Source organism: Paraburkholderia sp. BR10923 (assembly GCF_040948765.1).
GTDB classification, from domain to species: domain Bacteria; phylum Pseudomonadota; class Gammaproteobacteria; order Burkholderiales; family Burkholderiaceae; genus Paraburkholderia; species Paraburkholderia youngii.
Genome location: NZ_JBFPKO010000004.1, coordinates 293,333 through 315,430 on the forward strand (window position 1 = coordinate 293,333; position 22,098 = coordinate 315,430).

Annotated in this window: 19 protein-coding genes; 12 read left to right on the forward strand and 7 right to left on the reverse strand. The window is 65.6% G+C overall.

All coding sequences use genetic code 11. The features are described from left to right. Positions 1 to 35 precede the first annotated feature (35 nt). The 3 genes from AB3X94_RS09850 to recG all read right to left on the reverse strand — a co-directional run bounded on the left by AB3X94_RS09850 (position 36) and on the right by recG (position 5,266). A complete protein-coding gene (locus tag AB3X94_RS09850; protein WP_368611415.1) occupies positions 36 to 1,490 on the reverse strand; it encodes a catalase in 1,455 nt (484 codons plus the stop codon). Between the two features lie 411 nt (positions 1,491 to 1,901). After that, entirely contained in the window at positions 1,902 to 2,861 is a 960-nt protein-coding gene (locus AB3X94_RS09855) for a LysR substrate-binding domain-containing protein (RefSeq protein ID WP_176109518.1), read from the reverse strand. Positions 2,862 to 2,965: 104 nt separating this feature from the next. Continuing rightward, a complete protein-coding gene (recG, locus tag AB3X94_RS09860; RefSeq protein WP_368611416.1) occupies positions 2,966 to 5,266 on the reverse strand; it encodes an ATP-dependent DNA helicase RecG in 2,301 nt (766 codons plus the stop codon). 189 nt (positions 5,267 to 5,455) lie between these two features. On the opposite strand from recG, the gene queA reads away from it, so the two are divergent. The 5 genes from queA (at position 5,456) to secF (ending at position 11,535) form a co-directional block, all read left to right on the forward strand. Beyond that, positions 5,456 to 6,514: a tRNA preQ1(34) S-adenosylmethionine ribosyltransferase-isomerase QueA gene (queA, locus tag AB3X94_RS09865; RefSeq protein ID WP_368611417.1), complete on the forward strand. Its 1,059-nt coding sequence runs from the start codon at positions 5,456 to 5,458 to the stop codon at positions 6,512 to 6,514. Between the two features lie 114 nt (positions 6,515 to 6,628). Then, positions 6,629 to 7,819: a tRNA guanosine(34) transglycosylase Tgt gene (gene tgt, locus AB3X94_RS09870; RefSeq protein WP_368611418.1), complete on the forward strand. Its 1,191-nt coding sequence runs from the start codon at positions 6,629 to 6,631 to the stop codon at positions 7,817 to 7,819. Positions 7,820 to 8,029: 210 nt separating this feature from the next. Next, positions 8,030 to 8,359 (forward strand): preprotein translocase subunit YajC, encoded by a 330-nt coding sequence (yajC, locus tag AB3X94_RS09875; protein ID WP_176109522.1) that lies wholly within the window; start codon positions 8,030 to 8,032, stop codon positions 8,357 to 8,359. Between the two features lie 116 nt (positions 8,360 to 8,475). Further along, a complete protein-coding gene (secD, locus tag AB3X94_RS09880; RefSeq protein WP_368611419.1) occupies positions 8,476 to 10,566 on the forward strand; it encodes a protein translocase subunit SecD in 2,091 nt (696 codons plus the stop codon). Between the two features lie 18 nt (positions 10,567 to 10,584). Continuing rightward, entirely contained in the window at positions 10,585 to 11,535 is a 951-nt protein-coding gene (secF, locus tag AB3X94_RS09885) for a protein translocase subunit SecF (protein ID WP_176109524.1), read from the forward strand. A 99-nt stretch (positions 11,536 to 11,634) separates the two neighbouring features. On the opposite strand, the gene AB3X94_RS09890 is transcribed toward secF, so the two are convergent. The 4 genes from AB3X94_RS09890 to AB3X94_RS09905 form a co-directional block, all read right to left on the reverse strand. Continuing rightward, the gene (locus AB3X94_RS09890; protein ID WP_176109525.1) at positions 11,635 to 12,912 is read right to left on the reverse strand and encodes an MFS transporter; all 1,278 of its coding nucleotides are present in this window, start codon (positions 12,910 to 12,912) and stop codon (positions 11,635 to 11,637) included. A gap of 277 nt (positions 12,913 to 13,189) precedes the next feature. Next, positions 13,190 to 13,759, reverse strand: coding sequence for a YceI family protein (locus tag AB3X94_RS09895; RefSeq protein ID WP_176109526.1), 570 nt, complete (start codon positions 13,757 to 13,759; stop codon positions 13,190 to 13,192). A 110-nt stretch (positions 13,760 to 13,869) separates the two neighbouring features. Beyond that, a complete protein-coding gene (locus AB3X94_RS09900) occupies positions 13,870 to 14,433 on the reverse strand; it encodes a YceI family protein (RefSeq protein ID WP_176109527.1) in 564 nt (187 codons plus the stop codon). A gap of 8 nt (positions 14,434 to 14,441) precedes the next feature. Beyond that, positions 14,442 to 15,002: a cytochrome b gene (locus AB3X94_RS09905; protein WP_368611420.1), complete on the reverse strand. Its 561-nt coding sequence runs from the start codon at positions 15,000 to 15,002 to the stop codon at positions 14,442 to 14,444. 346 nt (positions 15,003 to 15,348) lie between these two features. On the opposite strand from AB3X94_RS09905, the gene AB3X94_RS09910 reads away from it, so the two are divergent. From AB3X94_RS09910 to AB3X94_RS09940, 7 genes are all read left to right on the forward strand, one after another. After that, positions 15,349 to 16,128: a paraquat-inducible protein A gene (locus tag AB3X94_RS09910; protein WP_368611421.1), complete on the forward strand. Its 780-nt coding sequence runs from the start codon at positions 15,349 to 15,351 to the stop codon at positions 16,126 to 16,128. Between the two features lie 7 nt (positions 16,129 to 16,135). Next, on the forward strand, positions 16,136 to 16,786 hold the full coding sequence (locus tag AB3X94_RS09915; RefSeq protein WP_176109530.1) for a paraquat-inducible protein A: 651 nt from the start codon (positions 16,136 to 16,138) through the stop codon (positions 16,784 to 16,786). Beyond that, positions 16,779 to 18,440: an intermembrane transport protein PqiB gene (locus AB3X94_RS09920; RefSeq protein WP_368611422.1), complete on the forward strand. Its 1,662-nt coding sequence runs from the start codon at positions 16,779 to 16,781 to the stop codon at positions 18,438 to 18,440. Before AB3X94_RS09915 ends, AB3X94_RS09920 begins: the two co-directional genes overlap by 8 nt. After that, on the forward strand, positions 18,437 to 19,186 hold the full coding sequence (locus tag AB3X94_RS09925; protein WP_368611423.1) for a membrane integrity-associated transporter subunit PqiC: 750 nt from the start codon (positions 18,437 to 18,439) through the stop codon (positions 19,184 to 19,186). The genes AB3X94_RS09920 and AB3X94_RS09925 overlap by 4 nt, the downstream gene beginning before the upstream one ends. Before the next feature lie 188 nt (positions 19,187 to 19,374). Continuing rightward, a complete protein-coding gene (locus tag AB3X94_RS09930) occupies positions 19,375 to 20,661 on the forward strand; it encodes a class I SAM-dependent RNA methyltransferase (RefSeq protein WP_176109533.1) in 1,287 nt (428 codons plus the stop codon). A 221-nt stretch (positions 20,662 to 20,882) separates the two neighbouring features. After that, entirely contained in the window at positions 20,883 to 21,266 is a 384-nt protein-coding gene (locus tag AB3X94_RS09935) for a VOC family protein (protein ID WP_018431914.1), read from the forward strand. Between the two features lie 38 nt (positions 21,267 to 21,304). Next, positions 21,305 to 22,048, forward strand: a complete 744-nt coding sequence (locus AB3X94_RS09940) for a helix-turn-helix transcriptional regulator (protein ID WP_368588551.1) — start codon at positions 21,305 to 21,307, stop codon at positions 22,046 to 22,048. Positions 22,049 to 22,098: the final 50 nt, after the last annotated feature.

Consider the following 22,098-nt stretch of genomic DNA (forward strand, 5'->3'; position numbering starts at 1 on the left):
TGCTACTGCCTTGCCATGCGCCGCGTACTGGACGCCTAGCGGTTTCTGCCTTCCTGCAACGCGGCGAGCGCCGCGATCACACCTTCCGCGTAAGCCGGATCGGCGCGGCGGAAATGCTCGATCTGACGCGCGATGATGTCCGGCGGCACACCGTCGATATGTCGCGCGATATTGCCGAACAGACGCTGACGCTGCGCGTCGTCGAACAGCGCGAACAGCATGCGCGGCTGCGTGTAGTAGTCGTCGTCCTCGCGATGCTCGTAACGCGCGACCGCGCCAGCCGCGAGCGGTGGCTCCGATGCGTTCGCGTCCTGCGCGAAGTCGCTGAAGCGATTCGGCTCGTAATTCACGTTGCCGCCGAGATTGCCGTCGGTGCGCATCGCGCCGTCGCGATGGAACGAATGCGGGTTTGGCACGCGCGGCGCATTCACCGGAATCTGATGATGATTGATGCCGAGCCGGTAACGCTGCGTATCGCCGTACGAGAACAGACGCCCCTGCAACAGACGGTCCGGCGAAAAGCCGATGCCCGGTACCACGTTGGCCGGCGTGAACGCCGCCTGCTCGACGTCCGCGAAATAGTTCGCCGCGTTGCAGTTCAGCTCGATCGTGCCGACGTCGATCAACGGATAGTCCTTCTGCGACCACACCTTCGTGATGTCGAACGGGTTGAAGCGGTAGTTCGCCGCATCCGCTTCGGGCATCACCTGAATCGCGAAGCGCCACTTCGGGAAGTTGCCCGCGTCGATGCTGTTCACCAGATCGCGCTGCGCGCTTTCGCGGTCATTGGCGACCACCTGCGCGGCTTCGGCGTCGGTGAAGTTCTCGATGCCCTGCTGCGACTTGAAGTGGAACTTGACCCAGAAACGCTCGTCGTTCGCGTTGATGAACGAGTACGTGTGCGAGCCGAAGCCGTGCATCTGCCGGTAGTTCTTTGGAATCCCTCGATCGCTCATCAGAATCGTCACCTGATGCAGCGACTCCGGATGACGCGACCAGAAATCCCACGCCGCGACGTTGTTACGCAGGTTAGTGTACGGATCACGCTTCTGCGTATGAATGAAGTCCGGAAACTTCAGCGGATCGCGGATGAAGAACACCGGTGTGTTGTTGCCGACCACGTCCCAGTTGCCTTCTTCGGTGTAGAACTTGATCGAGAAGCCGCGCACGTCGCGCTCGGCATCGGCCGCGCCACGCTCGCCGGCCACCGTCGAAAAGCGCATGAAAAGCGATGTTTCCTTGCCGACCTGCGCGAACACCTTCGCCTTCGTGTAGCGCGAGATGTCGTGCGTGACCGTCAGCGTGCCGAACGCACCCGAACCCTTCGCGTGAACGCGACGCTCGGGAATCACTTCGCGATCGAAGTGCGCGAGCTTTTCGAGCAGCCAGACATCCTGCAGTACCACCGGGCCGCGCGGGCCGGCGGTCATCGAGTTCTGGTTATCGGCGACGGGCGCGCCGGCGGCATTGGTGAGCTTACGTTCGGACATGAGCACTCCTGCGTGGTTTTGTTGGATCAGAGGAAATCGCGCGGCATCCGTGCGGGACGGACGCCGTCATGGCTAGGCGCGTCAGGCGGCCAGCACCCGGTCGACCAGCAACGACATCGCGACCGCGCGGATACTCGGCGCGGCGGCCGTCATGGTCGGTTGGGCGGGAAAAGCGTGGATGGGCTGTGAAACTGCTTGCATGATGTTTTCCTCCTGGCTTGTCTGACGCCCCGACTGGGGAGTCGGAGGCTGAGCCTTATCGAATCAGGGGATCGGGCGATCCATGGAGGAAACTATAGCAATAGCTATCGAGTATTCGTATTTGATTAATTTAATCTATTCGATAGGGCTCGCGCCCTTTTTGGCGGCAGGCCGCGCCGTGATCCGGCGCGGCTGCGGGATGACCGCGCGTTAGTTGACGGCAGCGGGCAGATCGAGTTTTTTGACGCCCGGCAGCTCGCACGCGGCGATTGCCTCGCAGATCGCATCGATCGCTGGCATGCGCGTGAAGCTCTTGCGCCACGCCAGCACGACGCGGCGATCGGGCACCGGCTCGTCGAACGCGACGTAGCTGAGCAGGCCCGCGTCGATACCGCCCGCATGCGGCTTGACCTCGTGCACCGACATGCGCGGCAGCACGGTAATGCCGACGCCGCTCGCGACCATATGACGAATCGTTTCGAGCGACGAACCTTCGAAGGTCTTCTGGATGCCGTCCGCATTCTGCGAAAAGCGCATCAGCTCGGGGCATACGCCGAGGACATGATCGCGGAAGCAGTGGCCGCTGCCGAGCAGCAGCATGGTTTCCTGCTTCAGATCGTCAGGGTCGATCTTCGAGCGGCTTTCCCACGCGTGACCGGACGGCAGCGCAACGACGAACGGCTCGTCGTACAGCGGGCGCAGCATCAGCCCGGTTTCGGGAAATGGCAGCGCCATGATCGCGACGTCGATTTCGCCCTGCTTGAGCAGTTCGATCAGCTTCAGCGTGTAATTTTCCTGCAGCATCAGCGGCATCTGCGGCACGCGCTGGATCATCTGCTTGACGAGGGTGGGCAGCAGGTACGGCCCGATCGTGTAGATCACGCCGAGGCGCAGCGGACCGACCAGCGGGTCCTTGCCCTGCTTGGCGATTTCCTTGATCGCGAGCGTCTGCTCAAGCACGCGTTGCGCCTGCGTGACGATCTGTTCGCCGATCGGCGTGACGCTGACCTCGCTCGTGCCGCGCTCGAAAATCTGCACGTTCAGCTCGTCTTCGAGCTTCTTGATGGCGACGGACAGCGTGGGCTGGCTGACGAAACACGCTTCGGCGGCCCGGCCGAAGTGCCGCTCGCGGGCCACCGCCACGATGTATTTCAATTCGGTGAGCGTCATTCGGGGATCAATCAGTGCGATAGATTCGATAGGTTCTAGTTATACACCTATAGGGTCGGTTCGCCAACCTTTTAGCCGTTCCGTTCGTGGCGGTGGCCTCGCGCTCAGGCTTTCAGATATTGCTCGCGCGCGCCGAGCCAGCGCGCCAGATGCTGGATGACTACGTCCGGATACTGGTCCAGCAGTGTGGCGGCGGCTTCGCGCGCGGGCTCGATCAGGTGCTGATCGTTTTGCAGGTCGGCGAAACGCAGCATCGCCGCGCCCGACTGCCGCGCGCCGAGGAACTCGCCGGGTCCGCGGATTTCGAGGTCGCGGCGGGCGATCTCGAAGCCGTCGGTGGTTTCGCGCATCGTTTGCAGGCGCGCGCGGGCGGTCATCGACAGCGGTCCGGTGTACAGCAGCACGCAGACCGACGCGGCGCTGCCGCGCCCCACCCGTCCGCGCAGCTGATGCAGTTGCGCGAGACCGAAGCGCTCCGCGTGCTCGATCACCATCAACGACGCGTTCGGCACGTCGACGCCCACCTCGATCACCGTGGTCGCGACCAGCAGCTGGATCTCGTTGCGCGAGAACGCGTCCATCACCGTGGCCTTTTCGGCGGGCGCGAGGCGCCCGTGCACGAGGCCGACCCTCAGCTCGGGCAGCGCGGCCACGAGCGTCTCGTAGGTCTCGACCGCGGTTTGCAGCTGCAGCGTCTCGCTTTCCTCGATCAGCGGACACACCCAGTACACCTGACGCCCCGTCAGCGCCGCCTCGCGCACGCGGCCGATCACCTCTTCGCGGCGCGCGTCGGACACGAGCTTCGTGAGGATCGGGGTGCGGCCCGGCGGCAGTTCGTCGATCGTGGAGACGTCGAGGTCCGCGTAGTAGGTCATCGCGAGCGTGCGCGGAATCGGCGTCGCGGACATCATCAATTGATGCGGCTGGAAGTCGGACGCGCCGTCGGCGGCGCCCCGCGCCTTCGCGCGCAGCGCGAGCCGTTGCGCGACTCCGAAGCGATGCTGTTCGTCGACGATCACGAGCCCGAGGCGCGCGAAGTCGACCGCGTCCTGGATGATCGCGTGCGTGCCGATCACCAGCTGCGCGGTGCCGAGCGCGGCCGCTTCGATCGCGGCGCGCTTCTCCTTCGTCTTCAGACTGCCCGCGAGCCACGCGACATTCACGCCGAGCGGCTCGAGCCAGCCGCGCAACTTGCGCGCGTGCTGCTCGGCGAGGATTTCGGTCGGCGCCATCAGCGCGGCCTGGTAGCCGGCGTCGATCGCCTGCGCGGCGGCGAGCGCCGCGACGATCGTCTTGCCACTGCCGACGTCGCCCTGCAACAGGCGCTGCATCGGATGCGGCTGCGTCAGATCGAGCGCGATCTCGCCGCCGACGCGCTGCTGCGCGGCCGTCAGCGAAAACGGCAGCGCCTTCAACAGACGCGCGACCAGCGCGGATTCGTCGCCGAGCTTGCGGCGCGGCATCGCCGGCGCGGCGCGGTTGCGCCGCTCGTCGTGCGCGCGCTTGAGCGACATCTGCTGCGCGAGCAGCTCCTCGAACTTGATGCGCACCCACGCTGGATGCGTGCCGTCGATCAGCGCCGTTTCGTCCGACTGCGCGTCCGGGTGATGCAGCGTGCGCACCGCGTCCATCAGCGCCGGCACGCCGAGCGGGTCGAGAAACGCGCGTGCGACCGGCGCGGGCAGCAGCTCCGGCAGCGACGTGCGCGCGAGCGCGTTGTCGATCGCCTTGCGCAGATACGCCTGGGACACGCCCGCGGTGCTCGGATAGACCGGCGTCAGCGCCTGCGGCAGCGGCGTGTCTTCATCGACGACGCGCACGGTCGGATGCACCATCTCCATGCCGAAGAAGCCGCCGCGCACGTCGCCACGCACGCGCAGGCGCGCGCCGAGCGCCATCTGCTTGACCTGCGAGCCGTAGAAATTCAGAAAGCGGAGCACCAGTTCGTCGCCGTCGGCGTCGCGCAGCTTCACGAGCAGCTGCCGGCGCGGGCGATAGGCGATCTCGTTGTCGAATACGACGCCTTCGGTTTGCGCGATGCCGCCGGGCAGCAGGTGACCGATCGGCGTCAGCGAGGTTTCGTCTTCGTAGCGCATCGGCAAATGCAGCACGAGGTCGATGTCGCGTGTGAGGCCGAGTTTGGCGAGCTTGTCGGCGGTTTTGACGGGGGCTTTGGCTGCAGGTTTGGCGGCCGCTTTCCCCGTGGCTCTGGTTTTGGCGGCGGGCTTGTCGCCGCTGGCCGGGTCGCTGTCGCGCCCGGCATCATGGCCTGCGGCGATCATGCCGCCTTGCGCGCGACCTTCTGCCGCCTCCCGTTCCCCCGCCTCCGCTCGCGCACCGCGGCGCCGCGGCTCGGCGCCCGCTTCGAGGGTGGCAACGGACGATCGGCGGTCGGACAAAGGCATGGGCTGCTTCGCAAGTACAATATCGGCTGCTGTCGAAAAAAACGTGCCGCTCTGCGCGCATCCAGCGTGGGCAAGATGCGGCTCAACGCGCACGCGGGCCGCTTCGGCGTCCCGCCATCATAGCCGCCCGGCTCCGGCTTCGGCTCAATTCAGTCCCAAATCAGTACCAATCCGCTTCCAGTCGTTCGCATGTTTACGCTTTCCGATTTCGATTTCGATCTGCCGCCCGAGCTGATCGCGCAAGTCGCGCTGCCCGAGCGCAGCGCAAGCCGTCTGCTCGACGTGGACGCCGCGGGCGCCGCCGACGGCGCCGCGCGCCTGATCGACCGCCGCTTCACCGAATTGCCCGAGTGCCTCGCGCCGGGCGATCTGCTGGTCTTCAACGATACCAAAGTGCTGAAGGCGCGCTTCTTCGGCCAGAAGGCGAGCGGCGGCAAGATTGAAGTGCTGGTCGAGCGCCTGACCGGCGAGCGCAGCGCGCTTGCGCAGATCCGCGCGAGCAAGAGCCCGCAGGCGGGCACGACGATCCGTCTCGCCGATGCGTTCGACGTCACAGTCGGCGAGCGCGTCGATCAGTTCTACACGCTGCATTTCCCCGACGACTGCCTGACGCTGATCGAGCAATACGGCCGTCTGCCGCTGCCGCCGTACATCGAGCACGATCCCGACGCGACCGACGAAACCCGCTATCAGACCGTATTCGCGCAGAACCCGGGCGCGGTCGCCGCGCCGACCGCCGGCCTGCACTTCGACGACGCGCTGCTCGCGAGGCTCGACGCCTTCGGCATCGAACGCGCGACGCTGACGCTGCACGTCGGCGCGGGCACATTCCAGCCGGTGCGGGTCGAAAACATCGCCGAGCACAAGATGCACAGCGAGTGGTATCACCTGCCGCAAGAGCTGGCGGACAGGATCGCTGCGACCAAAGCGCGCGGCAACCGCGTGATCGCGGTCGGCACCACGTCGATGCGCGCGCTCGAAGCCGCCGCGCGCGACGCCGAAGCGGCCGGCCATCCGCTCACCGCGGCGAGCGCGGAGACCGACATCTTCATCACGCCGGGCTACCGCTTCCGCGTGGTCGACCGGCTGGTCACGAACTTCCATTTGCCGAAGTCGACGCTGCTGATGCTGGTGTCGGCGTTCGCGGGCGTCGAGACGATTCGCGCCGCGTATCGTCATGCGATCGACGAGCGTTATCGCTTTTTCAGCTACGGTGACGCGATGCTGCTGACGCGGCGCGATGCCTGAGCCGGTTCGAGCACTGCTTCAGCGTATTGGCAGTTTTCCTAGCCGCCGCGATCCTTCGTGGCGGTTTTCATTGTTTGCGCCGGACTGTCTTCCGGTAGCACAGGAGTGATCCCCATGACCCTTGGTCATCCCTCGCAGCATCCTGCCCACGAGCGTCCGGAGAATGGCCTCAAATTCGAACTGCTCGGCACCGACGGCCTCGCGCGCCGCGGCCGCGTCACGCTCAACCACGGCGTGGTCGAGACGCCGATCTTCATGCCGGTCGGCACCTACGGCACGGTGAAGGCAGTCCAGCCGCGCGAGCTCGACGAAATGCACGCGCAGATCATCCTCGGCAATACGTTTCATCTGTGGCTGCGCCCCGGCCTCGAAACGATCGAGGCGCACGGCGGCCTGCACGGCTTCATGGGCTGGAAGAAGCCGATCCTGACCGACTCGGGCGGCTTCCAGGTGTTCTCGCTCGGCGATCTGCGCAAGATCACCGAGGACGGCGTCACGTTCGCGTCGCCGATCAACGGCGACCGGCTGTTCCTGTCGCCGGAAGTGTCGATGCAAATCCAGAAGGTGCTGAACTCGGACATCGTGATGCAGTTCGACGAATGCACGCCGTACGCGACCAACAACATCCCGACCTCGCACAAGGAAGCCGCTGAATCGATGCGTATGTCGATGCGCTGGGCCCAGCGCTCGATCGACGAATTCCAGCGCCTCGGCAATCCGAATGCGCTGTTCGGCATCGTGCAGGGCGGCATGTTCGAGGACTTGCGCGACGAGTCGCTCGCCGGTCTCGCCGAGAAGAACTTCCACGGCCTCGCGATCGGCGGTCTGTCGGTCGGCGAGCCGAAGGAAGACATGATGAGGGTCCTGAACCATATCGGCCCGAAGCTGCCGGCCAACAAGCCGCACTACCTGATGGGCGTCGGCACGCCGGAAGACCTGGTGGCCGGCGTCGCGGCCGGCGTCGATATGTTCGACTGCGTGATGCCGACGCGCAACGCGCGCAACGGCTGGCTGTTCACGCGCTTCGGCGACATCAAGATCCGCAATGCGACGCACAGGAACTCGCTGCGCCCGCTCGACGAGCAATGCGGCTGCTACACCTGCCGCAACTTCACGCGGGGCTATCTGCACCACCTGCATCGCGTCGGCGAAATCCTCGGCGCGCAGCTGAACACGATCCACAACCTGCACTACTACCTCGAACTGATGCAGGAAATGCGCGATGCGATCGAGGCGAGGCTGTTCGACGCGTTCCGCAAGCGCTTCCACGAAGACCGGGCGCGCGGCGTCGAACCGTCGTCCTGACGGCCCGGTAGGCGAATGCCACTGAAGACTGCCTATGCCGCACGCGGACAACCTACAATTTGCTTTCGCTGACCGCTGAATTTGCCCCGCGTCGGACCTTTAAACGGTTGATCGCAAAGCCGATTCGCCGTGCCGGCGTGCGTATGGCCGGTGGTAGAATAATCGGCTGATTTTTTGTTCGTTTGTTTGACCAATAACGGAGAGACCAACGTGTCGTTCATTTCCAATGCCTTCGCCCAAGGCGCTGCAGCAGGTGGTGTCGAATCGAACCTGATGAGCTTCCTGCCGCTGATCCTGATGTTCGGCGTGCTGTACTTCATCATGATTCGCCCGCAAATGAAGCGTCAGAAGGAACATCGCAACATGCTCGCAGCGATGGCCAAGGGCGATGAAGTCGTGACGAACGGCGGCATCGTCGGCAAGGTGACGAAGGTGGGCGAAGCCTACGTCGGCATCGAAATCTCGGAAGGCACGGAAATCACCGTGCAGAAGGCGTCGGTCACGACAATTCTCCCGAAGGGCACGATCAAGTCGCTGTAAGGCCTGCACTCCTCGCGTCCGGCGCGGCCTCGCCGGCGGTTCAGGCACTTCGCTGAACGGCCCGCGCTCATCGCCGGACGCATCGCATCCAAGCCAACCTTCCCGTTGGACCACTCATGAATCGCTACCCCCTCTGGAAATACGCCGTGATGCTGGTGGCTCTGGTCATCGGCCTCGTGTACACGCTGCCCAATCTGTACGGCGAAGCGCCGGCGGTGCAGGTGTCGAGCGGCAAGGCCACGGTCAGGCTCGACGCCACCACGCTGGCGTCGGTCGAAGCCGCGCTCGCGGGCAATCAGATCAAGCCGACCGCGGTCACGTTCGACAACTCGCAGACCAACGCGAACATCCGCGTGCGCCTGACGGACACGGACACGCAGTTGCGCGTCAAAGACCTGCTGCAGAAGTCGCTCAATAGCGATCCGAACGATCCGCAATACATCGTCGCACTGAACCTGCAAAGCGCATCGCCGACCTGGATGACCGCCCTGCGCGCACTGCCGATGTATCTCGGTCTGGACCTGCGCGGCGGCGTGCACTTCCTGCTGCAGGTCGACATGGCCGGCGCACTGAACAAGAAGCTCGATTCGGACGCCTCGGACGTGCGCACGCTGCTGCGCGACAACAACGTCCGCGACGGCGGCGTGAATCGCGTGAACCAGTCGGTGGTTGTGAATCTGGCCGATCAGGCCACGGCGGACGCGGCACTCAAGCTGCTCGGCCGCGGCGTCAGCGAACTCCAGTGGACCTCGCAGCCGAACGCCGGCGCGGACGGCGGCGTGCAGCTGGTCGGTACCTTCACGCCGGCCGTGCAGCGCGCGGTGCAGGACGCTGCGCTCAAGCAGAACATCACGACGCTGCATAACCGCGTGAACGAACTCGGCGTGGCCGAGCCGGTGATCCAGCAGCAGGGCGCGGACCGTATCGTCGTCGAGCTGCCGGGCGTGCAGGACACCGCGAAGGCGAAGGACATCATCGGCCGCACGGCGACGCTCGAAGCGCGCCTCGCCGACCCGGTCAACACGCATCCGAACCCGAACGACCCGGTGCCGCCGGGCGATGAGCTGTTCACGCAAGGCAACCAGGCACCGGTGCTGCTGCGCAAGCAGGTGATCTTCACCGGCGACCGCATCATCGACGCATCGGCGGGCTTCGACGAGCATCAGCGCCCGTCGGTCAACATCCGTCTCGACTCGGCCGGCGGCCGCGCGGTGCGCGCGGTGTCGCGCGACAACATCGGCAAGCCGATGGCGATGGTGCTGTTCGAGCGCGGCAAGGGCGAAGTGCTGACGGTCGCGACCATCCAGTCGGAACTGGGCGACCGCTTCCAGATCACCGGCCAGCCGACCCCGCAAGCGGCCGCCGACCTCGCGCTGTTGCTGCGCGCCGGTTCGCTCGCCGCGCCGATGGAAATCATCGAGGAACGCACGATCGGCCCGAGCCTCGGCGCCGACAACATCAAGAAGGGCTTCCACTCGGTCGTGTGGGGCTTCGCGGCGATCGCCGTGTTCATGATCGCGTACTACATGCTGTTCGGCGTGATCTCGATGATCGGCCTGTCCGTGAACCTGCTGTTGCTGGTGGCGGTGCTGTCGATGCTGCAGGCCACCCTCACCCTGCCGGGTATCGCCGCTATCGCGCTCGCGCTCGGTATGGCGATCGACGCGAACGTGCTGATCAACGAGCGCGTGCGTGAAGAACTGCGCCACGGCGCGCCGCCGCAACTGGCCATCCAGAACGGCTACGCGCACGCATGGGCGACGATTCTCGACTCGAACGTCACCACGCTGATCGCCGGCCTCGCGCTGCTCGCGTTCGGCTCGGGTCCGGTGCGCGGTTTCGCGATCGTCCACTGTATCGGCATTCTGACGTCGATGTTCTCGGCGGTGTTCTTCTCGCGCGGTCTCGTCAACTTCTGGTACGGCGGCAAGAAGAAGCTGAAGTCGCTGTCGATCGGCCAGGTGTGGCGTCCGCAAGCGGCAGTCGCCGGCTCGGCTGCTTACGCCGGTTCCCTCGGCAGCAGCGACGCCGCGACCGACACCGCGCAGGCCATCGCCACGGCGAAGGCGAGCGCGAAGGCAAGCTCGAAGGCACCGGCCGCAGCCGGCGCGCAGGGTCGCACGAAGCCGACCGTGCGCCGCCGCAATGCGCCGGGCACGCCGACGTCGAATGGCTCGACGCCGCAGAAACCGGGTTCATCCCGCTGAGTCCCGGAGAACAAGACCATGGAATTTTTCCGTTTCCGCAAAGACATCCCGTTCATGCAGCGCGCGTTGATCTTCAACGCGATCTCGCTGATCACTTTCCTCGCCGCGGTGTTCTTCCTCGTGCATCGCGGGCTGCATCTGTCGGTGGAATTCACCGGCGGTACGGTGATCGAGGTTCAGTATCCGGGCGCGGTGCCGCTCGACCCGGTGCGTGCCACGCTCGGCAAGCTCGGCTATGCCGACGCGCAGGTGCAGAACTTCGGCACCGCGCGCGACGTGCTGATCCGTCTGCCGCTGAAGCCGGGCCTCACGTCCGCACAGCAGAGCGAGCAGGTGATGAGCGCGCTGAAGGCCGATACGCCCGAGGTGCAGTTGCAGCGCGTCGAGTTCGTCGGTCCGCAGGTCGGCAAGGAACTCGCTACCGACGGTCTGCTCGCGCTCGCGTGCGTGGTGGTCGGTATCGTCATCTATCTATCGTTCCGCTTCGAATGGAAGTACGCGGTCGCCGGCGTGATCGCGAACTTGCACGACGTCGTGATCATTCTCGGCTTCTTCGCGTTCTTCCAGTGGGAGTTCTCGCTGTCGGTGCTGGCCGCGGTGCTCGCGGTGCTCGGCTATTCGGTCAACGAGTCGGTGGTTATCTTCGACCGGATTCGCGAAACCTTCCGCCGCGAACGCAAGATGAGCGTGATCGAAGTGATCAACCACGCAATCACCAGCACGATGTCGCGTACCATCATCACGCACGGCTGCACGCAGATGATGGTGCTGTCGATGTTCCTGTTCGGCGGGCCGACGCTGCACTTCTTCGCGCTCGCGCTGACGGTCGGTATTCTGTTCGGTATCTACTCGTCGGTATTCGTCGCCGCGGCGCTCGCGATGTGGTTCGGCGTCAAGCGCGAGGACCTGATCAAGGAAAAGAAAGAAAGCCACAATCCGGACGATCCGAACGCTGGCGCGCAGGTTTGATGCACACGTAGTCGCTGAGGATTGCGCGAATAAAAAAGGCCGGTTCTGTCGAATCGGCCTTTTGCGCTTACGCCGTGCGCGGTCGCTACCGCCTCGAACTTAGCGAAACCCCAGCTTGCGCCGCGCGCCAATCAGCGCCGCGATGCTCAGCAGCGCGGCAAACATCATGTAGTAGCTCGGCGCCGCCTTCGAGCCGGTCACGCTGATCAGCCACGCGATGATGAACGGCCCGAAGCCGCCGAAAATCGTCACCGCGATGTTATACGCGAGCGACATGCCGGTCGTGCGCGTCTGCACCGGGAAGATCTCCGACAATAGGCCCGGCGTCGCGCCGAAGTAGCCGCTGACGAGAAAGCCGAACACGATCTGCCACACGATCAGCGTGCCGAAACTCGGATGCGCGATCAGGAACGCGAACGCCGGATAGACGAGCACGAACAGCAGCACGGCCGCGCCGAGCATGATGCGCGTGCGTCCATGCAGATCCGACCAATGCCCGGCCACCGGCGAGAACACCATCTGGATCAGACCCGTCACTGCGATCGCCGCGAACGCGACCGACGGCGCGAGCCCCAGTTGCCGCACGCCATAAGTCGGCATGAACAGCATCAGATAGGAGGACACCGTCCCGAGGATCACCACGCCCATCGCGATCACGAGCCGCAGCTTCTGCGTCGCGAACGTGTCGCGCAGCGGCGTCTGTGTCGTTTCGGCGGCGAGGAATTCGGGCGTCTCGTCGAGCCTGGTGCGGATGTAGAACGCGACCGGCCCGATCAGCAGACCGAAGAAGAACGGCACGCGCCAGCCCCACGACGTCATCTGCTCCGGCGACAACCCGCCCGTCAGCAACGCGCCGAAGCCGGCCGCAAGCAGCGTCGTCAGGCCCTGGCTCGCCATCTGCCAGCTCGCGTAGAAGCCGCGCCGCCCCGGCACGTGCTCGGCGAGAAACGCGGTTGCGCTGCCGAACTCGCCGCCGGCCGAGAAACCTTGCATCAGCCGCGCGAGCACGAGGATCAGCGGCGCGGCGAGACCGATGCTCTGATAGGTCGGCAGAATCGCGATGATCAGCGTGCCGCTCATCATCAGCAGGATGGAAAGCGTGAGCGCCGCCTTGCGCCCGGCGCGGTCCGAGTACGCGCCGATCACGATCGCGCCAAGCGGTCGCATGAAGAACGACACGCCGAAGGTGCCGAGCGTCAGTAGCAGCGACACGGTGTCGTTGCCGGCCGGAAAAAACAGCTTGGAGATGGTCACGGCGAAAAAGCCGTAGACCACGAGGTCGAACCATTCGAGCGCGTTGCCGATCGAGGCGGCCGCCACCGCGCGCCACGAATTCTGCCGGCTTCCCGCGACGCTTGCTGCTGTCGTTGCATTCATCCAGATCTCCTGTGCTTCGCGAAATATTTATTCGAAGCAACGCGTGACGTCCGCGTTGGCCATCCCGGCAACGCGCACCACCGGCATGACTGCGTGCGCTCTATTTAACTGAAAAAATAAAGGTGAAGCGAGCGACAAATGCACGATGCGGGTGGATGCAGTCCGATACGCGCCACGCAGGGCCGCGCCGTTCGCTACGGGCGATAAAAAACCGCTTCGTCGGAGAACGACCGAAGCGGTTTTCGTGTTGCGGTGCAGCGCGAAGATGCCGTCGCGCTTACTGCTGCTTGATGCCTTCCGACTGGATATGCAGGCGCGTCTGCATGCTGAAGCCGTACTTCGCGCCGAAGTCCATGCCGTAATCGGCGCGATTGAATTCGGTGCTCGCCTCGACGCCGCACACTTCGCGCTTGAGCACCGGATGCTGCATGCACTTGAACGAATCGACCTTCAGATTCACCGGCTTCGTGATGCCGCGAATCGTCAGATTGCCGATCACCTCGACCGGCTTATCGCCGTCGAACTTGATCTCGGTGCCCTTGTAGGTCACGGTCGGATACTTGGCGACGTCGAAGAACTCGTCGGATTTCAGGTGCTCGTCGAGTTTCGGGTTGCCGGTCTGCACCGAAGCGGGATCGACGCTCACGTCGAGAGTGCCGGTCCTGGCCGCGCGATCGAGCGTCACCGAGCCCGTGGTCTTCGTGAATTTGCCGCGCCAGATCGACAGACCGCCGAAGTGGTCGGCCTCGAAGCTCGGAAACGTATGCATCGGATCAAGCATATAGGTATCGGCGGCGAAGGCGCCGAGCGACAGCGACGAAGCCAGCGCGCCAACAGCGATCAACATGGACGTTTTCAATTCGTGCTCCTGTTTTGCGTTGAAAATCGCGGTGCAACCTGCGGTGGGAAAACGGCCGCGCCCCACTGGCGCGGCGCACATCGCGAACGCCGCGCGCGTTACTTGTGCGCGGCGACGATATGAAACTTGATTACGACCTCGTCGGCGACGACCGACGTGTCCTTCCATTCGCCGGTGCCGACGTCGAACTGCGAGCGCTTGATCGGCAGCGCGCCGTCGAAGGTCTGCGTCGCGCCCTGCTGGCTCACCGTGACCGGCATCATGACCGTCTGCGACTTGCCCTTGATGGTCAGCTTGCCGGTCACCTTGAACTGATTGCCGCCAGCCGGCGCGATCTCGCTCGAGACGAACGTCGCGCGCGGAAAAGTCTTCGCGTCGAACCATTCCTTGCCCCGCACCTGCTCGTTGTAGCTCTCGTCGCCGAGATCGAAGCTGGCGACGTCGATGTCGATCTGCGCGCTGCCGGCCGTCGGCTTCGCCGGATCGAAGCTGACCTGCGCGGTGAACTTGTTGAACTTGCCTTCGACCGGCACGTTCATCTGCTTCGAGGTGGCCGTCACCGAGCTCTTCGCGACGTCGACCTGCGCGAGCGCCGCGCCCGCGGCGCTCAGCGACGCCGCCGCGAATGCGGCGAGCATGTAGCGATAAAACGAAACCTTCATGGTTGTCCTTATTTGAGGAAGGGGATCATGCGCGACAGCAGGCCGTCGCGATCGAGCCATTGATGCTTGAGCGCCGCCGCGACGTGCAGCGCGACCAGCACGAGCAACGTGTAGTTCAATGCGATATGGAGGTTCTTCAGCAGTTCCTTCAGGTGCGGATCGGGCGCGATGATTCGCGGCAGCGTGATCAGCCCGAGGTAGACGACCGGCACGTTCGCCGCCGAGCTGTACAGATAGCCGGACACCGGAATCACGATCATCAGCGCGTACAGCAGCAGATGCGTCAGATGCGCGGCAGCGCGCTGCCAGGCCGGCATGCGGCGCGGCATCGGCGGTCCGGCATGGGTCGCGCGCCACAGGATGCGCACGATCGCGAGCGCGAACACGGTCACGCCGATCCATTTGTGCCACGAGAAATAGCGCAGCTTGGTGGGCGTGAAGCCCGGGATGTCGGTCATCACCCAGCCGAGCGCAAAGCCGCAGACGATCAGCAATGCGATCAGCCAGTGAAACGCGATGGCGGTCCGCGTGTACGACTCCCGGGTACCGAACGATGGATTGAGTGTCATGACAGATCAACGCAGGCTGTTAGAAGTTAACGGCGCGCCGCGGCCGGCTATTCCGCGATCCCTGCCGTGCACCGGCACGGCGCGCGCCGCCGATGCGGCCGGCATCATCGCCAGAAAAGGCCGCTGGGGATGCCACGGGCGCCATGCTACCCCAAGCGCGCAAAGCTGGCTGCAGCGCATCGGCGGAACGGGCCCGAATTTTGCAGCGCAGCACGCCGGAGCGCGCCGCGCGCGCTTCGCGTCGGTCGCGAGGCCGCGTTTGGTACTATTGCTGCTCACTGCCGCCCCTTCCCTCGTAAAGAGCAGGCCTTGCACGCCGCCACTACGTCGTTAGCCCATCTGCCGCATGGAACATGAGAACCTGATCGCGTGCCACGAATGCGATACGCTGTTCCGCAAGCCACGGCTTGTCGGGCGCGTCGCCGCGCGTTGTCCGCGCTGCCGCGCGACGCTCTTTCGCGGCGTATCGCGCAAGCTCGACGCGATCTGCGCACTGACGCTCGCCGCGCTGATCACGTTCGTGATCGCGCAGGGCTTTCCGATCGTCGAACTCGAAACCAACGGCATCACGTCTCAGACTACGCTGTTCGGCGCGCTCGTCGCGCTGTGGGGCGAGGACATGGAGATCGTCGCCGTGATGGTGTTCTGCTCGACGATCCTCTTTCCGCTCACCGAACTCGTCGCGCTGCTGTACGTGCTGGTGCCGCTGCGCTCCGGCTACGTGCCCCCGCATTTCAATCGCGTGCTGCGCGCGATCCAGTTCGTGCGGCCGTGGGGAATGATCGAAGTGTTCATGCTCGGCGTGCTGATCACGATCGTGAAGATGGTCAGTCTCGCGCGCGTGATCCCCGAGGCGGCGCTGTTCGCGTTCGGCGCGCTGACGCTGATGTTCGCGGTCGTCGTCACGTTCGATCCGCGTGTGCTGTGGGATGTCGCCGACGAGATCGACGCGGGCGGCGATCGGCCGTTGCCGCGCACGCCGGCCGACAGCGCGGCACTCGCGCTCGGCTCGCTCGCCGGTCCGCCGGCGCCGTCCACGCGCGTCGCCGGCTCGACGGGTGGCAGCGCTGACGGTGCCGCCGGCAGCGCTCCGCCCGGCTTGCCGCCCGCGCCCCGCGAAGGATGAGCCCCCGATGAAATACGTCACCGCGAAACGCGCGGGCCTCGTGTCCTGTCACGCGTGCGGGCGCGTCGAACCGCGCATCCGCTCGATCACGCCGCAGCACTGCAGCCGCTGTGGCGCGCATCTGCACTCGCGCAACCCCGACAGTCTGATGCGCACGTGGGCGCTGCTGATCGCCGCAGCGCTGCTGTATATTCCGGCGAATCTGCTGCCGGTGATGCACACGTCATCGCTGCTCGGCTCCGAGGACGACACCATCATGAGCGGCGTCGTCTATTTCTGGACCTCGGGCGACTGGCCGCTCGCGGTGATCGTGTTCATCGCCAGCATCATGGTGCCGATGCTGAAGCTCTCGGTGCTCGTGCTGCTGACCATCACCGCGCAGCGCCGCTCGCGCTGGCGTCCGCAACAGCGCACGACGCTGTACCGGATGGTCGAGCGCATCGGCCGCTGGTCGATGCTCGACGTGTTCGTCGTCACGCTGACCGTGGCGCTCGTGCGTTTCAAATCGCTGGCCGTGATCACGGCCGAGCCCGGCGCGATTGCGTTCGGCTCGGTCGTGATCCTGACGATGCTCGCCTCCATGCAATTCGATCCACGCCTTATCTGGGACCCCGTGGAAAGCAGTACCCCAACACCTCAGGATCTCGACCATGACTAGCCCGCAAGGACCGACGCCCGCTCCAGGTGACGCGCCGCGCAACGATTCGAACGGACCAACACTGCCGCCCCAACTGCCCGACCCCGACATCGAACCACGCAGCCGCTGGCTGCCATCGCTCGTCTGGGTGATTCCGCTGATCGCCGCGCTGATCGGCATTGCGCTCGTGATCAGGTCGGTGACCGAGCGCGGGCCCGTGATCACGATTAGCTTCATCAGCGCGGAAGGGCTCGAGCCGGGCAAGACCCAGGTCAAGTACAAGGACGTCGCGATCGGTTCAGTGAAGACCATCACGCTGGCACCGGATCTGTCGCACGTGCTCGTGCAGGTGCAGCTCACCAAGGAAGGCGGCAAGTTCGCGGTCAAGGACTCGCGTTTCTGGGTGGTGCGTCCGCGCGTCGGCGCGAGCGGCGTATCGGGCCTGACCACGCTGCTGTCGGGCGCATATATCGGCGCCGACGCGGGCCGCTCGAGCGACAGCGAGAGCGACTTCGTCGGCCTCGAAACGCCGCCGCCCATCACCGGCGACCAGAAAGGCCGTCAGTACACGCTGCACGGCGAGTCGCTCGGGTCTATCGACATCGGCTCGCCGATCTTCTACCGGCGCGTTCAGGTCGGCCAGGTGGTCGGCTTCTCGCTCGACAAGAGCGGCACCGGCGTGACGATGCAGGTGTTCGTGTCGGCGCCGTTCGACCAGTACGTCGGCACCAACACGCGCTGGTGGCATGCCAGCGGCGTCGATCTGCGGCTCGATTCGAGCGGCTTCAAGCTGAACACGCAGTCGCTCGCGACGGTGATCGTCGGCGGTCTGTCGTTCCAGTCACCGACCGGCCAGAACATGGGCCCGCAGGCGCCGAACAACCAGACGTTCCGCCTCGCTTCGGACGAAGCGGACGCGATGCGGGAACCGGACGGCGTCCCGTTGCGTGTCGTGATGAACTTCAACCAGTCGCTGCGCGGGCTGTCGATCGGCGCGCCGGTCGACTTCCGCGGCATCGTGCTCGGCCAGGTGACCAATATCGGCATCGACTACGATCCGAAGACGCAGAGCTTCACGATGCCGGTCACGATGAACCTGTACCCGGACCGACTCGGCAAGCGCTTCCGCGAGAGCGCGCCGCAGCCGGGCACGCTCGCCGGCGAGAACATGCTGCAGGAGCTCGTCAAGCACGGCCTGCGCGGCCAGTTGCGCACCGGCAACCTGATCACGAGCCAGCTATATGTGGCGCTCGATATCTTCCCGAAAGCGGCGCCGGCCAAGGTCGACGTGACGAAGGACCCGCTCGAGCTGCCGACCATTCCGAACACGCTCGACGAATTGCAGCTGCAGGTCGCCGACATCGCGAAGAAACTCGACAAGGTGCCGTTCGACCAGATCGGCGCGAACCTGAACACCGCGCTGAAGAACGCCGATCAGCTGTTCTCGCGTCTCGACAAGGAAGTCGTGCCGCAGGCGCGCGACACGCTGAGCGCCGCGAAGCAGACCTTCAATTCGGCCCAGGCAACTTTGCAGCAGGATTCGCCGATGCAGTCCGACGTTCATCAGGCGTTGCAGGAACTGACGCGCACCTTGCAGTCGCTGAATGCGCTGTCGGATTACCTCGAGCGTCATCCCGAATCGTTGTTGCGCGGTAAATCAGGAGACAAACCATGACGTTTGCCCGGCTCCCCCGTCCGCGGCGCGCGCTCGTGCGCGGTGCCGTACGCGGCGTCGTGTATGGCGCCGCACTGGCCGCGGCGCTCGCGATCGCGGCGTGCTCGTCGCCGTCGAGCCGTTTCTATACGCTGGGCGGCGCGGATAGCGCGGGCGCCGCCGCGCGCACGGGCGCCGCGCCCGCGTGGCTGGTCGAAGTCGCGCCGGTCAACGTGCCACCGCAGGTGGCGAGAAACCAGCTGGTCGTGCAGACCGGGCCGACTCAGGTGCAGCTGCTCGAACAGGAACGCTGGGCCTCGCTGCCCGGCGATGAGATCCGCCGCGCGCTGTCGACGAATCTGACGCAGCAGCTCGGCACCATCGACACGTTCGGCACCGCTCACCCCGACGACGCGGCCGTCTACCGGATCGCGATGAACGTGCAGCGCTTCGAGTCGTGGCCCGGCTCGCATGCGTTGATCGATGCGGTGTGGAGCGTGCGGGCCGTGCGCAGCAATGCGGTGATGACGTGTCGCAGCGTGGTCAGCGAGACGGTCGGAGGCGGGTACGACGCGCTCGTCGACGGACATCGGCGCGCGCTCGCGCAAGTGTCGACGCAGATCGCGACGGGCGTACGCGCGATGGCGGCAGCGGCCGCCACTACCACGAGCACGACGGGCCGGACTTCGTCTTCGTCCAGGCCGGCCGCGACGCCGGTCGTGCCGCCCTGCCCGTCGGCGGGAACGGCCGCGGAAGCCGGCGCCTGACAGGCCCGGCGGCGCAACCAGCTCAACGGCGTGCGCATGCCTGCGGGCGTCGCCGGCCCAGGCGGTACGCGAGGCGAGATCACGCAACGACAAGCGACGCAAACGACGGCCCGGCGCGCCAATCGCGCCGGCCCGCCGAGCCCGACCGCGTACAATAGCGCCTTATCCAACGCCTTGCGGCAACCTCAATGTCCTTCGATTTCTTCCTTCCTTGCCCGCGCGGGCTCGAAGCTCCGCTCGCGGCCGAACTCGCCGAAATTGCCGCCAAACATCTGAACGGCGCCCCGTTCACGGCCGGCGCCCAGGTGCCGGGCGGCGTGCATTTCCGCGGCGGCTGGGCCGCCGGCATGGCGGCCAATCTGCACTCGCGTCTGGCGAGCCGCGTGCTGCTGAAAATCGCGCAGCGGCCCTATCGCGGCGAGCAGGACATCTACGCGCTCGCGCTCGAGCAGCGCTGGGAGCAGTGGTTCTCCGCGCACGAGACGCTGCGCGTCGACGTCACCGCGATCAAGTCGCCGCTGCGCAGTCTCGAGTTCACCACGCTGCGCGTGAAGGACGCGATCTGCGATCGTCTGCGCGAAAAAAGCGGCGCGCGACCGAGCATCGATACCGCGATGCCCGACGTGCGCGTGTTCGCGTTCCTGACCGCGACCGACTGCACGCTGTACCTCGATACGTCCGGCGATCCGCTGTTCAAGCGCGGCTGGCGTCTCGACAAGGGCGCGGCGCCGCTGCGCGAGAACCTTGCGGCGGGCATTCTGCGTCTGACCGGCTGGCAGGCCGGCACGCCGCTCTACGATCCGATGTGCGGCAGCGGCACGTTCCTCGCGGAAGCGGCGCAGGTCGCGCTGGACATCGCGCCGGGCGTGCAGCGGCGCTTCGGCTTCGAAAAGCTCATACAGTTCGATACGCGGACCTGGCAAACGCTGCGGGGCGCCGCGCTCGAAGCGAAAAACGCGGCGCGCGGCTCGCGCGGCGCGGATCTGCAGATCTTCGGCAGCGACATCTCCGGAGACATGCTCGAAAAAGCGCGCGCGAACTTCGAGCGCGCCGGCTTGCCGGCCATTGCGCTCAAGCAGCTCGACGCGCGCGACATGACGCCGCCTACCTCGGCGCCGGGCATCCTCGTCGCGAATCCACCGTATGGCGAGCGGATCGAAGTGCGCGGCCGCAATGCGCGCGGCGAGCTTCGCGAAGGCCGCGGCAATCGCGGCGACGACGGCTTCCGCCGCATTCAGGAAGAAGCGCCGGACAGCGAGTTTTTCCAGTTGCTCGGCAATGCGTTGAAGCAGCGCTTTGCGGGATGGCACGCGTTCATCCTGACGTCGGATCGCAAGCTGCCGGGGCAACTGCGGCTGCGCGAATCGACGAAGACGCCGCTCTTCAACGGCGCGCTCGAATGCCGGCTGTTCCGCTTCGACCTGATCGCCGGCAGCGTGCGGCAGCGTCCGCAGGGCGATACGCAGGCGGGTTGAAGCTGCGTCGGTCGGGCAAGTCGACATCGAAACCGCGGACCTCGTGCCGCGGTTTTTTTGCGCCATGTCACGCCGTTTCCCTTCCTTCGACGGCGCCCGCTCGAAGAGCAGGCTACCCGTTCCCCACCCTACTGCCACCACGCTGTCAGCAGCACCCCCGCACACTCCTTCTCACGCCATCCGGCGCTTGAACGGCCTACTGCCAATCGAAGGAGAGTGTCATGTCCGCATTGCCCAAAGTGGTTGCCTGGTTTGAAATCCCGTCCGTCGATTTCGATCGCGCGGTGCGCTTCTACGAAGCCGCGCTCGACGCCCCGCTGAATCGTCAGGAGATCGGCGGCCAGCCGATTGCCGTGTTCAGCTACGAGGAGCCCGCGACCGGCGGCGCGATCGTCCATAGTCCGTCGATGACGCCGGCCGCCGACGGCGTCACCGTCTACCTGAACGCGCAGCCCACCGTCGACGCCGCGCTCGAGCGCATCGAACGGGCGGGCGGCAAGACCGACGGCCCGGTGATCAAGCTGCCGCAGGACATCGGCTATATCGCGTTCTTCACCGATACCGAAGGCAACCGCCTCGGGCTGCATTCGCGCACCAACGGCTAAGCGCATCCGCAGCCACCGCGCCCCAACCGAAGGCCGCCATGCGGCGCTATCATCGCGGGACCGTCCCCCTCCTCCTCTACCCGACGCCCACGATGACGCGCCGCGCCGACCGCCTGTTCCAGATCGCCGAGCTGCTGCGCGGCCGGCGACTGACCACCGCGCAGCAACTGGCCGACTGGCTGAACATCTCGCTGCGCACCGTCTATCGCGACGTGCGCGATCTGCAATTGTCGGGCGTGCCGATCGAAGGCGAAGCAGGCATCGGTTATCGGCTGTCGCGCTCGGCGAGTCTGCCGCCGCTCACCTTCACCGCCGACGAACTCGCCGCGCTAGCCGCCGGCGCGCGCATGCTCGAATCGTGGGGCGGCGCGGGCTTCGCGAGCGGCGCGCGCGGCGCGCTTGCCAAGATCGCATCGGCGATGCCCGCCGACAAGCGCGCAGCGCTCGAACGGCTCGCGATCTTCGCGCCGTCGTTTCACATCAAGGGAGATTTTTCGACGCAGCTCGACACGCTGCATCGCGCGATCGACACGCGCCAGGTGGTGCGCTTCGCGTACACCGACGCGAACGGCGCCGACACCGAGCGCCGCGTCTGGCCGCTCGCGCTCGCGTACTGGGGCGCGCGCTGGACGCTCGGCGCATGGTGCGAGCTGCGCAGTGATTTCCGCAACTTCGGGCTGGAGAAGATGCGCGATCTGACAGTGCTCGAGACGTATCCGGATCAGGAAGGCAGGCGGCTCGCGGATTTGCTGCGGCATGTGAACGCGAGGCCGAACAGATGAAAAGGATCGCGGCGATGCACCGCGATCCTGACGGCTGCTCACCACAGACG